Source organism: Sphingomonas sp. HDW15A (assembly GCF_011301715.1).
Classification (GTDB): Bacteria; Pseudomonadota; Alphaproteobacteria; order Sphingomonadales; family Sphingomonadaceae; genus Sphingomicrobium.
Genome location: NZ_CP049870.1, coordinates 903,105 through 917,836, shown reverse-complemented (window position 1 = coordinate 917,836; position 14,732 = coordinate 903,105). Strand labels below are relative to the sequence as shown.

The following is a 14,732-nucleotide window of genomic DNA, read 5'->3' as shown; positions in this document are numbered from 1 at the left end:
CATGACGGCAAGGAGTTAATGCCGCGTTAGCCGTGAGAATTCAGGCGGGGAGCGTTGCCCCGATCATCAGGACATCGTCTGAGGGGTCGGACAGCCTGATCGAACCCCCGGCTTCGGTCGCCAGCGTATAAGCCAGCCACGCCCCCGCTGCTCGCGGCTCCACCTCGCCATTCGCGCTGCCCTTGATGATCGTCTCACGGATCTTGGGATCCAGCAGAATCCTGGGTCCCTCCCCGCGGATCACCAGTTCGAGCCGTCCATCGGCTACCTCGACCCCCACGTCGAGCCGCCCACCGCGCACCAGCGCGTCCCCTGCGATAAGCGCGAGGTTCAGGAGCAGCTTGGTGGCGTTCTTGGACAGGCTATCCGCAGATACCATCCAGCCGAGATCGACCTTGTGATCGCCGCCGAACAGGCCTTCGAGCGCAGCGCGCGCTTCCTGCGTATCGATTGAAGCGCCGTATCCGCCCCCGGCTCCGAATGCCAAACGGAAGAACTTGAGCTTGTTGGCGCTGGCTTTTGCGCTCTCCGCGAGCAGTTCGAGGCAGCGTTCCCGCATTTCCGGGTCCTGCTCGTCCGCCATCAATTCGAGGCCGTTATTGAGAGCACCCACTGGCGACAGCAGGTCATGGCAAAGCCGAGAACAAAGCAAACTGGCGAGATCTATCGCGTTCATTCGCGTCTGATGGGGGAATGCCCAAGTTGAAGCAAGTCCGTTGCGGCCCCTTGAAAGCCCCAATTTCACACCGACATCGTTCCCCGATGGCCGGGGGGCAACAGATTATCGAAGTCGCACTGAGCGACGCTTACGCCGGCTGGCGGCTGGACCGCGCCTTGGCAGACGCCGTGCCGTCCCTTTCCCGTGAGCGATTGAAGGCCTTGGTGAAGTCCGGGGCACTTACAAGGGAGGGGAAGGCCTTCCGCGATCCGGCGCTTAAGGTTTCCGGAGACGAAGCATTCAATCTTGCCGTTCCAGAGCCGGAGCCGGCGCACAACGAGGCGCAGGACATTCCGCTCAAGATTGTTTTCGAGGACGAGCACCTGCTGGTGATCGACAAGCCTGCCGGCCTTGTCGTCCATCCCGCCGCTGGCAACCGCGACGGGACCCTTGTCAACGCCCTCCTCCACCATTGCGCAGGGCAGCTGAGCGGGATTGGCGGAGTTGCGCGACCCGGCATTGTCCATCGTATCGATAAGGACACGTCCGGCTTGCTCGTCGTGGCGAAGACCGACACGGCGCACGAAGGCTTGGCCAGGCAGTTCGCCGCGCACAGCATCGGCCGACGCTACCTCGCCATCGTAAGGGGCGTGCCGACCTCGGCTGGCGGAACGATCGACGCGTCTCTCGCCCGCTCGTCGCAGAACCGCAAGAAAATCGCCATCGTCCCCGAAGGCCGCGGCAAGCGCGCCGTGACCCACTGGAAACTACTTAGAGCGCTCAAGCAGGCTGCGCTGGTAGAGTGTCGCCTGGAAACCGGACGTACCCACCAGGTCCGCGTCCACATGGCGTCAATTGGCCATCCGCTGCTCGGTGACCCGGTCTACGGCAGTGGGAAAAGCGGTCACAGAGAGTTGCTTAATGCGTTGGACTTCCGCCGGCAGGCGCTGCACGCTGAAGGGCTGGAATTCACGCACCCGGTTACGAAGGTACGTTTGTCGTTCGAAAGCGCCCTTCCGCCGGATATGCAGGAACTGTTCAACCGGCTTGGTGTATAGGTTTCAAAACGCTATGGGCGGCACAGGTCAAACGACCGTCCCGGCGCAGGGAGTGAAGGAATAAAATGGCTCAGGTTAAAGGCGCGATCTCGATCCCCGCTTCGGGCGGGGAAGCCGGGCTCAACCGCTATCTCGCCGAAATCAAGAAATTCCCGATCCTCGCGCCCGAGGAAGAGTATATGCTCGCCAAGCGCTGGCGTGAGCATAACGACACCGAGGCAGCCGCGAAGCTCGTCAACAGCCACCTGCGCCTCGTCGCCAAGATCGCCATGGGCTATCGTGGCTACGGCCTGCCGGTCAGCGAGCTGATCAGCGAGGGCAACATCGGCCTCATGCAGGGCGTCAAGAAATTCGAGCCGGACCGGGGCTTTCGCCTCGCTACCTACGCGATGTGGTGGATCCGGGCTTCCATCCAGGAATTCATCCTACGCTCCTGGAGCCTCGTGAAGATGGGCACCACAGCTGCCCAGAAGAAGCTGTTCTTCAACCTTCGCCGGATGAAGAACCAGATCGACGCTTTCGAGGAAGGCGACCTCAAGCCCGAAGCGGTCAAGAAGATTGCCACCGATCTCGGCGTGACCGAGGACGAAGTGATCTCGATGAACCGCCGCATGGGCATGGGCGGCGACACCAGCCTGAACGCCCCGCTTCGCAGCAGCGAAGACGGCGAAGGCCAGTGGCAGGACTTCCTTGTCAGTGAGGCACCGCTTCAGGACGAGGTGCTCGGCGATGAGGAGGAGCGCCAGGTCCGTCGCCAACTGCTCGCCGAAGCCATGGGCAGTCTCAACGAGCGCGAGAAGCATATTCTCGTCGAACGGAGGCTGTCCGAAGAGCCGAAGACACTCGAGGATTTAAGCCAGGTCTATGGCGTCAGCCGCGAGCGCATTCGCCAGATCGAGGTGCGCGCTTTCGAGAAGCTCCAGGCGGCGCTGCTAAAGCTGGCCGGCGAGCAGCGTCTACTTCCGGCCGCCTGAGCGAACTCTTCGTGACAGATGGCCCGCGAGCATCGGTTCGCGGGCCTTCCTGCGTCGCATTAGATGCGGCCAACACATCTCTCCCCGGTCGGTCGCGGTCGTGGTGCGCGACATTCTGAACGTCTTTCAGCCCAGCTCCGTATGACGAAAACGGTCGTTGCCAAGACGCAACGACTTGGCCCAAATAGCTTGTATGACATCGATGCGGCGGCGCGAATTTCTCTGCTCAACAATCGCCGGGAGCGCCTTTGCATTTGCCCCTGCCGCCCTACCCAATCCCAGATCGATCGACTGGTCTCCCCTCAGGAATGCGGTGGGTAACCGGCTTGTCAGGGTCGCTTCACCGCTGGTCGAAGCACAGCATGGGAAGATCGATGCGAAAGACCTCTTCCGACGGCTCAAGAACCCGTACTGGATAGGCGATGAAGCCGGTTTGACGCAGACGCTAGGCTGGATTGATGCATGGAGTACCCGTCCTAGCCTGATGGCAGTGGCAGCGGAGGGTGCCGAAGATATCGCGGCCGCCGTTCGCTTTTCGTCTCGAAACCATGTGCCGCTCGTAACGAAGGGCGGCGGGCACAGCTATTTCGGGAATTCAAACCGGGCGAACTCCTTGCTGGTGTGGACACGGCGCATGCGCGGCATTGAAGTCCACGACCGTTTCCTTCCTCAAGGCGCTCCTCCTGGAGCGGAGATTCCTGCCGTTTCCATCGGTGCCGGCACATTGTGGGGCGAAGTGTATCGGACAGTCGCTCGCGATCATGGCCGCTATGTGCAAGGCGGCGGCTGCATGACCGTCGGCACAGCCGGGTTTATTCAGGGCGGCGGATTTGGAAGTTTCTCGAAGCAGTTCGGAACGGGCGCGGCCAATCTGGTCGAGGCCGAAGTCGTCACCGCTGACGGCCGCGTCCGGGTCGTAAACCCGTGGCAGGATCCCGAACTGTTTTTCGCTCTCCGCGGTGGTGGGGGCGGAACCTTCGGAATCGTCACTCGGCTGACGCTCAAGACGTATCCGCTGCCGGACAGGTTCGGCGCCGTCATGTTCGAGGTTGCAGCCGCTGATGATTCGATTTGGCGTGCACTTGTCGAACACATGTTGAGATTCTATCGCGACGCCTTGTTCAACCCCAAATGGGGAGAGCAGATCGGCTTCCATCCCGGGCGGCGCCTTTCTGTCTCGATGCTTTGCCATTCGCTCCGCGAGACAGAAATCCGGGCGGCGTGGGAACCGCTCTTTGCATGGATAAGGAGTCAAGGTGACCGGCTGAAGCTGAAGAATGATCCTTTGGTGATCTCGTTGGCCGGCCGGCAACTCTGGGATCCTGAATTCCTCACCAAGCTTCCTGGCATCACCATCTCCGACGATCGACCTGGTGCAAGTGCCAACAACATCTTCTGGGCGACGAACCTTGGCGAAGTGGGCCAGGTACTGAACGCATATCAGTCGAGGTGGATCGCTGCTTCCTGGTTGCAACCTGACCGTCTCGGCCAGTTGGTCGACGCACTGGTGACATCAAGCAGCGCGTGGAGCGTGACGCTCCATACCAACAAGGGATTGGCGGGGGGATCGGCTGAAGCACTAGCCGCTACTCTCGAGACAGCGACCAATCCCGAGGTTGCGGCAGCATTCGCTCTGCTGATCTGCGCGGCGGACGCACCGCCCGCCTATCCTGGAATAGCTGGTTTCGAACCCGACGTTGCGAACGGGAGAACGGAGGCCGCCCGCGTTCGACAAGCCATGTCGCCGATCATTATGCTGGACCCCAAGGCGGGCACATATGTGTCTGAAGCGGATTACTTTGGGTCAGATTGGCAGCGTGCCTACTGGGGGTCGAACTATCCGCGTCTGGTTGCAGCCAAGCGCCGCTATGATCCCAATTCGCTCTTCACGGGCCATCATACTGTAGAGCTGTAGCGCATGGTTTCCTTGGCTCGCTTTATCGGACGCAACGGCTCGGAAGAATGATGGTGGGCGGCAATTCTGGTGGTGTTGGACAGGTGCCTGTCCACCAGCACCGCGAGGAGCATATTCTCCTTGAGCGGAGAACGTCTGAGGAGCCAAAGACGCTTGAGGACCTCAGCCAGGTCTAGGGTGTCAGCCGGGAGCGGGAGCGACACCGGCAGATCGAGGTGCGCGCGTTCGAGAAGCTGCAGGCGGCGCTGCTGAAGCTGGCCGGCGAACAGCGACTGCTGGCTGCGGCGTAGGTTCGGGCTCTCGCCAGTAAGGCCCAATTTCCAGGAGTCGCTTGAAACAGCGCTCTGCCTTCGCGAGTATCGCCGCTTCTTTGCGGGCGTCGGGCAGCTTTTCGGTGACCCAGTCGTCGCAATATTCGCAGACCAGGAGGCGCGCGACCCTTAGGTCGTTGAGATAGCCTAACTGCTCCTGCAAATCTTCGATCGCGACAGAAAAGCGTCGTCGATGATCTGGCACGCCTTTGAACAAACCTCCCGCGAATTCGAGCGCATAGCGGAGTTTCTTCACATGGATCCGCACGCGGTGGCGGTCCTTTTCGCTTAGCGTGACCAGGCTTTCTCCCGAACTGGTGACCAGCGCCCATGCGTCTTCGATCCGGTCGCGCATGAAGTCACCGAGAGGAAGTCTGGCCTTTTTCTTTTCGCGCCAGCCGCCCACCGTCGCCCAGCGCACCGTGCGCAGCATCAGCCGCCGGATCTTCGGCGAATCCAGCCCACAGATGATCCTCGCATAATGCTCGTCGCGGATGTGGCAAAGCGGGGCGAGGTCAGCGGCGGCATCCCCCAACCCGTCGATGAAGACGTCCAGGTTTCGCGCCTCGCCTAACCGCAAGCCCAGACTGCGCATTCCCTTTGCCACCCGGCGGAAGTCGCGGTCGTTCTTAATCACGCTCGCGAAGAGATGGAGGGCCGACCTCAGCCGGCGGATTGCCACTCGCATCTGGTGAAGCGCTTCAGCGTCTCGCCGCTCAACGAGCAACGGTTCGTTCAATCGGAATTGCTTGAGACAGGACAATGCGATCTCCGACAGGCCATCGGCGATGGACATGTCGGGACGGAGCTTCACCTTGCCGGCTTTGACAGGCTTGACGGGCTCGTCATCAGCCAGGGCGAAAGCGCGATCAGCCTTGCTCAGAACGCCGAGCCGTAGCGCGAATCTGCGCGCGAGCTTGTCGGCAAAACGGAACAGAACTCTTGGCGATCCTAGCTTGAGCTCCAGCTCGAGTTCCGACACGGGTGCCTGCGTGCCGTCCACGGCTACAAATCCTTGGTCCGCCGTGACTTCAATGAGGCATTCGCCGTCGTCCAGCAGCCAGGTGGTTCGATTGATCTGCATCCGCGCAACGGGCTGGAGCCTGGCGCGTGTTCGGGCGGTCAAGATGCTTCCCAGCGGCGTTTGGTCCAAGACCGTGAAGTCCGGATCCATGGAGTGCACCCGCCATTCCCATTCGGACCGCTCGAACAATCCGGCGCCTGTGCCGCTCGCCTTCACCGTCTGCACGAACGATCGCCCGGAATGCCGAATTCGGAACATGAAGCCGGCCTTCTTGAGCTTGCGCTTCGGAGTGTCGAAAAAGACCGTCAATTCGTGTTTGTGGGAAACGGGAGCCCAAGCGAGCAGAGGCTCGTGCTTCAGCCGCTCTGCGTCGCGGGCGTTTATGTCGAGCTTGAGTTCCAACTCACGTTGCATTGTCCGCCGCGCTTGTCTTGTCTTTTACTCAGCGGGGTTCTGCCCGGGGGCATCTTGACGCTGATGGGGAAGGCCAGGCTGATCAGGCCGACGGTGCCCTTCATCCTGTTCTTGACATTGAATTCTTCAAGGACCTTCAACCGTAGTGCCATGGGGATTGGCCCGACCTTGAAATGGGTAGCGGCTGTACCGCCCAGTGCAGTCACCCGGCCTCTGAATGATCCCAGGGCCGCGCCGTCGCCGCTGTCGCCGCTCAACTGCTCGAAGTGGTAGCCAATGACCCCGAGTGAGAAATGCGGGCTCAGGGTCTTCTCGATGGCGCCTTCCAGGTGGAATTCCGTTCCGCTGTCGTAATCCGTTTTCTTGTTGGTGCCATTGAAGGTGACGCCGGCCTTGGCCGATATGTCCCAGCCGCTCTCGGGATCATGCCAACTTGTCGCGAGGGAAAAATCGCTCGCCCAGCGATTGAATGAAATATTGGCCAGTTCGCCATAATCATAGTCGCCGACGGGGATGTTCACCATCGTACTCGCCTGGAAATGCCACTTTCCAGACTTCCAGCCGAGCGCGGCAAGGAGGAGCGGATCTCCCAGCGTGAACGTGGAGTCCTCGGCAGACACTCCGACTTGGTTACCTCGGGGACCTGAAATAACCGCGGAGGCGTCGATAGACGGCCCGCCTACCGGGACCGCCATCCCCAGAGCGAGTGTTCCACCCGCAAAGCTGGTAGACGGGACCCACAGTGCCGACGTGATATTGATGAATGCCGAGGCCTCGAGACCCGAAGCGACGTTGCCGCCAAGTATGAAATCGCGGCTCCCGCCCGCACTGCCATCGTAAAGGTAGGATGTATTGTCGACGAAAATACCCTCGAGTGGCGGCATGATCGCTGCGCCTGGCCCACCGGTGCCTAGCAAGTAGACGCTGGTGCCGCTCTCGGTCGCATTGGCAGAGCTTCCCCAGACGATAATGCCGCAGCCCACCAATATCCTGAGAGCGGTATTCACCGAGCGGAATACCGGCCGGCCAAACAAGCGCGTCTTTGAAATCATGTGCATAAGCCTCGTAACCAGGAAGCCATGCTTCCTTTCGGGCGAGGTTACGGCTGCGCAACCTGCTCCGCCTATGGGGGAAAACCCCATTTTTGACCGGAGCGAATGGGCGATTTCGTTTCCACCGACGGGACGCTGCAGGGGTGCGACGGGCGGCTCTTGCAATTCGCCCGGAAGAGTCCGACGCTGATTGTTTCGGTAGTGCGCGTGAGTGCGCCATTCCGACGCGACTCACGCGCCCGCCCCTAACGACGGACGAAGGAGAGTCGCATGCCCCAAACTGACGGACCTACTAAAGGCACGAGGGTTATCGCGCTGGTCGGACCGGCCGGCGCGGGCAAGACTAGTCTCGCGGAAGCATTGCTGTTCGCTTCCGGCGCAATCGACCGCCAAGGTTCGACGGATAATGGATCAAGCGTCGGGGACTCCAGTCCCGAGGCGCGCGGCCGGGGCGGCTCTACTGAACTCAATCTCCTTCACTTCGATTACCTCGGCGATAAGTTTGCCATCATCGACGCACCTGGGTCGGTTGGCTTCGCGGCCGATGGCCTGCGTGGGATTGCCGTCGCCGACCTCGCAATCGTAGTGGTCGATCCCGACCCTGCCCGAGCCGCGCTCGCCGCGCCCGCGCTTCGATTGCTCGACGAGCTTGCAATCCCGCACCTCATTTTCGTCAACCGGATTGACCAGGCCCGTGGCCGCATTCGGGATCTCCTTGCCGCCCTGCAGCCGATGAGCGTTTCTCCCCTGATCGCCCGCCAGATCCCGATCCGCGAAGGCGAAAAGGTCACGGGCTTCATCGATCTCGCTCTTGAGCGAGCCTACCATTATGAGCCCGGCAAGGCCTCGACGCAGATCGAGATCCCGAGCGAAATCGCCGAAGACGAAAAGAAGGCGCGGACCCAGATGCTCGAGCAGTTGGCCGATCATGACGACGCTCTCCTGGAGCAATTGCTGATGGACGAGGTGCCCGCGCAATCGACCATCGTCGCCGACCTCGCGCGCGAGACCAGCGAAAACCTCGGTGTTCCGGTACTCTTTGGGTCGGCCGCCTCGAGCTGGGGCGTTCGCCGCTTGCTGAAAGCACTCCGTCACGAAACGCCAACCCCTGCGCAAACAGCGGAGCGCCTGTCTGTCACGGCGCCCTCTGCTTACGTTTTCAAGGTCAGCCACGGCGGCTCGGTCGGCAGACTCGCACTGGCGCGGACGCTCGGTGGATCCATTCGCGAAGGCGCAGACGTAAAGGCCAACGGCTCGGACTCGGCCCGCCTGGGCGCCTTGTTTTCAGTCCAGGGCGAGAAGACAACAAAGGTTGGCGAAGCGCGCAATGGCGACATCGTCGCCATTGCCAAGGTGGATGACGTCAAAGCTGGGCAATGGTTGTGCACCGGCGGGTGTCCGCCAATGATCGATTTGCCGCCTGTCGCGCGCAACGCCTCGCTGGCGATTGAGCCTTCCGACCGCAAGGACGACGTCCGTCTCGCCGGAGCGCTTGCCCGCCTGACCGAGGAAGACGAGGCGCTGACTGTCGAGCACGACGAAGCCAGTCACGAGCTTCGCCTTCGCGGCGTTAACGACGAGCACCTGAACATGGTCATCGCGAAGCTGAAGCGGCGCTATGGCGTAGCGGTATCGAGCCGGGCCCCGACCATCGGCTACCGGGAATCGATCCGCAAACCGGTCCGCCAACATGGCCGTCACAAGAAACAGTCCGGCGGCCATGGGCAGTTCGGTGACGTCATCATCGAAATCCGGCCCCTCGGCCGCGGCGAGGGCTTCAAGTTCGAGGAAAAGATCCACGGGGGCGCAATCCCGCGCCAGTATATCCCGGCGGTCGAGCAAGGCGTGAAGGACGCCATGGCGAAGGGCCCGCTCGGCTTCCCAGTGGTGGACGTCGCAGTCACACTCGTTGATGGCAGCTATCATAGCGTCGACAGCAGCGAGCTGGCCTTTCGCACCGCTGGCCGCATCGCCATGAGCGAGGCGCTGGCGGCCGCAACACCGCACCTTCTCGAGCCGGTCCACAAGATCAGCGTGGTCTCTCCCTCGAACTCGAGCTCGAAGGTCAGTTCCACCGTCGCCTCGCGACGCGGCCAGATGCTGGGGATGGGACCCCGGGACGGTTGGCCAGGATGGGACCGAGTCGATGCACTCATCCCGGAAGCCGAGCTCAATGGACTGGAGGCCGAGTTCCGCTCGCTTAGCCAGGGTCTTGCGACCTACGAAGCGAACTACGACCACCTGGCCGAATTGAACGGCACGCTTGCCGACAAGGTCGTGCAGAAGGTGTCGGAACCGGCCTGAGGTCAGGTGAGGAGGAAGCGTTGGCGAAGCAATCTTTGCGGATTGCTTCGCTACGCTCGCAATGACGGCGCTCATGGGCTAAGCCCCGCCCTCCTGCCACCCCTCGCCCCATGAGCCGATGAGAGACTGGTTCCAGGATCGGCACCTCCGATCCCTCCTTAAGAACACCTCCTACCTCGCTGTTTCAAAAGTCGTAGCGGGCGTCGGCGGTCTCATCACCCTGGCTTTTGCCGGGCGGTCGCTGGGCGTCGCCGCTTTCGGCATACTGATCCTCGTTCACAGCTACGCGCAGGCGGCCAGCGGTCTTACGAAGTTCAACAGCTGGCAGGTCGTTGTCCGCTACGGTGGCCCGGCCCTGCGGGAAGGCAATATCCCGCTGTTCAAGCGGGCGGTCGGCTTCGCGGTCGGCCTGGATCTCGCCAGCGGTATCCTGACCATGGCCGGGGCGATGCTTCTCCTGCCGTTCGTGGCGGGCGTGTTCGGCATTCCCGCGGACATCATCCCCGCTGCCGTCGCTTACTGCCTCCTCCTCCCGCTGATGGGCGCGGGGGCCGCGAGCGGCGTGCTTCGCGTGTTCGATCGCTTCGACCTCTTGGGTTGGCAGGGAACGGTGACACCGAACCTTCGCGCCATGCTCGCGGTTATCGGCTGGTGGCAGGAGTGGCCCTTCCTCGCATTCCTCGCCATATGGTTCGTCAGCGACCTGCTTGGCGATCTCGCGACCTGGACGATGGCATGGCGGGAGCTCAAGCGGCACGACAAGCTTAAAGGCATCCGACCGTCCCTCGACGCTTCCGAGATGGACCGTGGCTGGCAGTTCGCAGTCAGCATCAATCTCAACAGCTCTCTCAACACCGCCTGGGGACCCCTCGCCCGCCTGCTCGTAGGTGCCGTGCTTTCTCCTGCGGCAGCAGGCCTCTACCGCGTCGCCTCGACGATCGCCGACGCTGCCCAGAAGCCGACCGACTTCCTCAACAAGGCTTTTTATCCGGAAGTCATGCGTCTCGATCACCGCGAGAAGGCGCCGTGGCAGCTCATGGCGCGCACGATGACCCTATCTGCGCTGGCTGGAACTGCCGTTCTTCTGATCATCCTGTTCGGCGGCGAATGGCTGCTCCGCGTTGCTTTTGGACAGGAGTTCGTCGGCGCTTATCCGGTGATGGTCGTTCTGCTCGGTGTGCCGCTCCTGATGACTGTCACCTTCCCGATCCCGGCTATGCTCCACGCCGTCGGCAAGGTGAACGCTCCCCTTTACGCCAACATGACGGGCGCCTTCACCTACGTCGCCCTGATCTTTCCGCTGGCCGAGCGTTACGGGCTCGTGGGCGCCGGCGCCGCCTTCCTGGCTGGCAGGATCGCCATGATGCTGGCGATGGCGATGGCTCTGCGGCGCGAACTCAAGCGAATTCGGGCAAAGGCATGACCGATAAGGTCATCTGGGCGCTCACCGGCGACAAGACCGGCGACAATAACCAGCTGCTAGCCCTGGCCGAGCTGGTTGGCGCGCCGTTCGAGGTCAAGAAGCTTTCCTACAACCTGGCTCGCGCTGTTCCGCCGCGCTTCCTCGGCACATCTCTTCTCTCGCTGACCCCGGAAGCAAGGCGCCAGTTGACCCCGCCCTGGCCGGACCTCGTAATCGCCATCGGCCGGCGAAGTGTCGCCACCGCACGGTGGCTCAAGAAGCATCACGGCTCGAAGCTGGCCCTGATCGGGCATCCGCGCGTCGACCCCCGGGCCTTCGACCTGGTCATTACGACGCGCCAATACCCGGTTCCGCGGCATGACAATGTGCTCCTCTTACCGATGCCGATGAGCCGGCTCGGCCGTCCGCACGAGCCCAATGCCGCGGAGTCTGACCTTTTCAACGCTCTTCCTCGACCGCACCTCCTTCTCGCGCTGGGCGGGCCGACCAAATATTGGTCACTCGACAAGGCCGCCACGGCCGATGCGGTGGATGCATTGCTCGAGCGTGCAAGGCGGCACGGCGGGTGTGTGATCGCGATCGGTAGCCGGCGGACTCCGCCGGACGTGCTCGATGTCGTTCGCGAACGCCTGTCCTCTCCGCACCGGCTCATCGAGGACCCGGCAATCCGCTTCGCCTCGCTCATGCATGACGCAGACGAGATCTTCGTCACGGCCGACAGCATCTCGATGCTTTCTGAAGCCATCCAGACCGGAAAGCCCGTCGGCATGATCCCGATCATGCTTACCGACAAGGGCAAAAGGCGGCTCGGCGCCACGCCGGGAGAGCGACGCCATCGCAACCGCGATCTTCGGCACATCTGGAACTATCTTCGGTCGCAAAAGCTTGTCGGCACCGTCGACGAGCCGCGTGCCGGCAATTGGGATGATGGGGCTGTCTTAGAGGCCGCCAATGCCGTTCGCGAGCTTATCGAATTGGAACGCACGTGATCGACAAGTCCAGCCTGCTCATGCGGACGCTTCGCAACCGCCACGATAATGCCGTCTGGTGGTGGCAGCAGACCCGCGTCCGGCGGGCCGTCTTGCTGGCTTTCGAAGCCGAGAACCCATTGGCTCTCGACCAGCAGTTGAAGTTGGAAGGCGGTTGGCCTGACGCCATCGATCCGAGCCCTGTCGTCCTGGCAGCTTGCGACGAAGGCTATTTTTACCGCTTTGGTCAGCATCTCGCTCTCTCGAGCGCCGCACAAAGCCCGGAAAGCAGGGTTCATCTGCACGTCTACGACCCTTCGGAAGAATGCCGCAGGGCGATCGATGCGCTCAAGACGCGCTGCGAGGGCCATCTCACCGTGAGTATCGAGGGTCTTGATCGCAATCCTCACCCCGCGCCCAAGAGCTTCTTTTATGCGGCTGGTCGCTTCGCGGTCGCCAGCCGGATGCGAAAGGACATTGCCGCGCCGATCCTGATGATCGACGCCGACGGCCTCGTCGCCAACCATCTCTCGGCAGGTTTTGCGGGATTAGGAGACGTTGAAGCAGGCTTCATCCTCCAACCGGAGAATGCGCCGCTCTACCGCAAGATACTGGCATCGGCGATCTATCTTGGGATCGTCGGCGACATGACCGCGGAGTTCTTCACGCGGCTGAGCGACGGGATCGGCCTCGCGCTGGCCGAAGGTGGCCATTACCATGTCGACCAGATTGGCATTCACTATGCCCTCGAATGGTGCCGGCAGAATAACTGGGGACCGGCGATCCACGACCTTGCCCTTGAATGGAGCGACTACGACTTCCGGCCAGAGAGCCTGATCTGGTCGACGAAGGGCGCCCGCAAGGACCGCTACGAGGAGCTGCTAGCTACGGTCGAAACCCTCTAGGCGACGGCGGCGAGGCCGTTCCAGCCGCGGTAACGTTCGATCAGCTCGAGGCTATCGTGGCGTATATGGTTCGCAGCCATTTCCTCGACGAGCTCGTGTTTTGACAGGCTACCCTTGTCCACCAGGTCCGCGAGGATCGAATAGACCAGTGCCTCCTGGTTCGGGTCCGGGTGCTTTTCGTAACGGCGCCGTTTCAATCGCCGCAGGAAATCGAGCGGTCCGCGCTCTCGGAGCGTAAAGTCGACCGGCAGTCCCGTCTTCCATGGCTGGGTGCGGCGCTTGGTGGTGTGCAGGATCTTGGTCTGGGCGGTGAGCGTGTCGAAGTTATTCCACTCCGGCTCGAGGAAGCCGATTGTTTCCGGTTTCTCGCGCTTGAGCTCGATCCAGTCGATGTAATCGAAGCGGTGCGCGAAGAGGTCTTCCTGGTCCTTGTCGGGGTTCCAGTGCTTGAGCTTCGCGCAGTCGAGCAGCATCACCGATGTCGCAATATAATCGTTGCGCTTGTTATGGCCGGGCCGCGGGACGGCCATCACGGCCTTGCCGCCCATGTCGCGGTCGAAGAGTTCGGCGACATCGCCCACGCCAAAACAGTCGGGATCGACTACCACTGCCTTGCCCTTGTAACCCATCAGCTTGGGCGGGGCGAAACGAAGTGGTGTGAAGCTCTGCAGGTCGTCAGGGTCCCACTGGCGGATGTGACCGGCGCGAACGATCGTCTGCCCTTCAGCCATCAACCGGGGATAATCGGCTGCGTCCATGATCACGACGTCGAAGCTGTCCGGCCTTTGAGAAGCCTTCTTGAAACTCTCGGCGCTGATCTTGGCGCCGAGCATCTGGCGGGCATTGGCCTGGATGAAGACGGTATTGCGGCTCACAGGGTCGACTCCTCGAAGCCTCGCGACTTCACTGTCTCGTCGATCGCTTTCAGGGTTCCGAGCAAGCTCTCCATGCGATCCAGCGGCCAGGCATTGGGCCCGTCCGACTTGGCGTTGGCCGGGTCGGGATGGGTTTCCATGAACAGGCCGGAGATCCCGCTGGCAACGGCGGCGCGCGCCAGGACAGGCACATGCTCGCGCTGGCCTCCGCTCGACGTGCCCTGCCCGCCCGGAAGCTGGACGCTATGGGTCGCGTCGAACACGACCGGGCAGCCAGTCTCCCGCATGATCGCGAGGCCACGCATGTCGGAGACGAGGTTGTTGTAGCCGAAGCTCGCTCCCCGCTCGCAGACCATGATGGTGTCTTCGTTGATGCCGGCCGCCTGGGCCGCGGCCCGTGCCTTGTCGACGACGTTCTTCATGTCATGCGGCGCCATGAACTGCGCCTTCTTGATGTTGACCGGCTTGCCGCTCGCGGCGACGGCGTGAATGAAGTCCGTCTGGCGTGCGAGAAACGCGGGGGTTTGAAGCACGTCGACGACCTCCGCCACCGGCTTCACCTGGGGGATGTCATGGACGTCGGTGAGAATTGGCACGCCAAGCGCGTCGCGCACCTTTTCGAGCACGCGCAGGCCCTCTTCCATCCCGGGACCGCGAAAGCTGGTTCCGGACGAGCGGTTGGCCTTGTCGAAGCTCGACTTGAAGATGAAGAAGATGCCGAGCTTGTCGGCGATCTGCTTCAATCGCTCCGCTGTGCGCAGTTGAAGATCCTCGCTCTCGATCACGCACGGACCGGCAATGAGGAAAAAGGGCTTGTCCAGCCCGACGTCGTGGCCGTTGAGTTTCATTTG

At 62.0% G+C, this 14,732-nt stretch carries 11 protein-coding genes and 2 pseudogenes; 8 read left to right on the top strand and 5 right to left on the bottom strand.

The genetic code is table 11. The features are described from left to right. Positions 1-40: 40 nt before the first annotated feature. Entirely contained in the window at positions 41-676 is a 636-nt protein-coding gene (locus G7076_RS04760) for a histidine phosphotransferase family protein (protein WP_166200852.1), read from the bottom strand. Positions 677-762: 86 nt separating this feature from the next. On the opposite strand from G7076_RS04760, the gene G7076_RS04755 reads away from it, so the two are divergent. From G7076_RS04755 to G7076_RS12390, 4 genes and pseudogenes are all read left to right on the top strand, one after another. Next, entirely contained in the window at positions 763-1,716 is a 954-nt protein-coding gene (locus tag G7076_RS04755) for an RluA family pseudouridine synthase (protein WP_166200851.1), read from the top strand. A 65-nt stretch (positions 1,717-1,781) separates the two neighbouring features. Beyond that, on the top strand, positions 1,782-2,690 hold the full coding sequence (gene rpoH / locus G7076_RS04750) for an RNA polymerase sigma factor RpoH (RefSeq protein ID WP_166200850.1): 909 nt from the start codon (positions 1,782-1,784) through the stop codon (positions 2,688-2,690). 313 nt (positions 2,691-3,003) lie between these two features. After that, a complete protein-coding gene (locus tag G7076_RS04745; RefSeq protein ID WP_166200849.1) occupies positions 3,004-4,605 on the top strand; it encodes an FAD-binding oxidoreductase in 1,602 nt (533 codons plus the stop codon). 101 nt (positions 4,606-4,706) lie between these two features. After that, a pseudogene (locus G7076_RS12390) lies at positions 4,707-4,895 on the top strand (sigma factor-like helix-turn-helix DNA-binding protein); the annotation flags it as partial. 196 nt (positions 4,896-5,091) lie between these two features. On the opposite strand, the pseudogene G7076_RS04740 reads toward G7076_RS12390, so the two are convergent. Together G7076_RS04740 and G7076_RS04735 are read right to left on the bottom strand one after the other, a co-directional pair. Beyond that, a pseudogene (locus tag G7076_RS04740) lies at positions 5,092-6,354 on the bottom strand (CHAD domain-containing protein); the annotation flags it as partial. Next, positions 6,321-7,406 carry a transporter gene (locus G7076_RS04735; RefSeq protein WP_166200847.1) on the bottom strand — a complete coding sequence of 362 codons (1,086 nt, stop codon included), beginning with the start codon at positions 7,404-7,406 and terminating at the stop codon, positions 6,321-6,323. The pseudogene G7076_RS04740 and the gene G7076_RS04735, both read right to left, overlap by 34 nt. Positions 7,407-7,676: 270 nt before the next feature. On the opposite strand from G7076_RS04735, the gene G7076_RS04730 reads away from it, so the two are divergent. The 4 genes from G7076_RS04730 to G7076_RS04715 all read left to right on the top strand — a co-directional run bounded on the left by G7076_RS04730 (position 7,677) and on the right by G7076_RS04715 (position 13,006). Then, positions 7,677-9,710, top strand: a complete 2,034-nt coding sequence (locus G7076_RS04730) for an elongation factor G (RefSeq protein WP_166200846.1) — start codon at positions 7,677-7,679, stop codon at positions 9,708-9,710. Between the two features lie 118 nt (positions 9,711-9,828). After that, entirely contained in the window at positions 9,829-11,133 is a 1,305-nt protein-coding gene (locus tag G7076_RS04725) for a lipopolysaccharide biosynthesis protein (RefSeq protein WP_166200845.1), read from the top strand. Further along, a complete protein-coding gene (locus G7076_RS04720; protein ID WP_166200844.1) occupies positions 11,130-12,122 on the top strand; it encodes an ELM1/GtrOC1 family putative glycosyltransferase in 993 nt (330 codons plus the stop codon). Before G7076_RS04725 ends, G7076_RS04720 begins: the two co-directional genes overlap by 4 nt. Continuing rightward, positions 12,119-13,006 carry a hypothetical protein gene (locus G7076_RS04715; RefSeq protein WP_166200842.1) on the top strand — a complete coding sequence of 296 codons (888 nt, stop codon included), beginning with the start codon at positions 12,119-12,121 and terminating at the stop codon, positions 13,004-13,006. The genes G7076_RS04720 and G7076_RS04715 overlap by 4 nt, the downstream gene beginning before the upstream one ends. Here the strand turns inward: G7076_RS04715 and G7076_RS04710 are convergent. Together G7076_RS04710 and kdsA are read right to left on the bottom strand one after the other, a co-directional pair. After that, a complete protein-coding gene (locus tag G7076_RS04710) occupies positions 13,003-13,881 on the bottom strand; it encodes a hypothetical protein (protein ID WP_166200840.1) in 879 nt (292 codons plus the stop codon). The two genes, G7076_RS04715 and G7076_RS04710, sit on opposite strands and share 4 nt — an antisense overlap. After that, positions 13,878-14,729, bottom strand: a complete 852-nt coding sequence (gene kdsA / locus G7076_RS04705) for a 3-deoxy-8-phosphooctulonate synthase (RefSeq protein WP_166200838.1) — start codon at positions 14,727-14,729, stop codon at positions 13,878-13,880. Before kdsA ends, G7076_RS04710 begins: the two co-directional genes overlap by 4 nt. Positions 14,730-14,732: the final 3 nt, after the last annotated feature.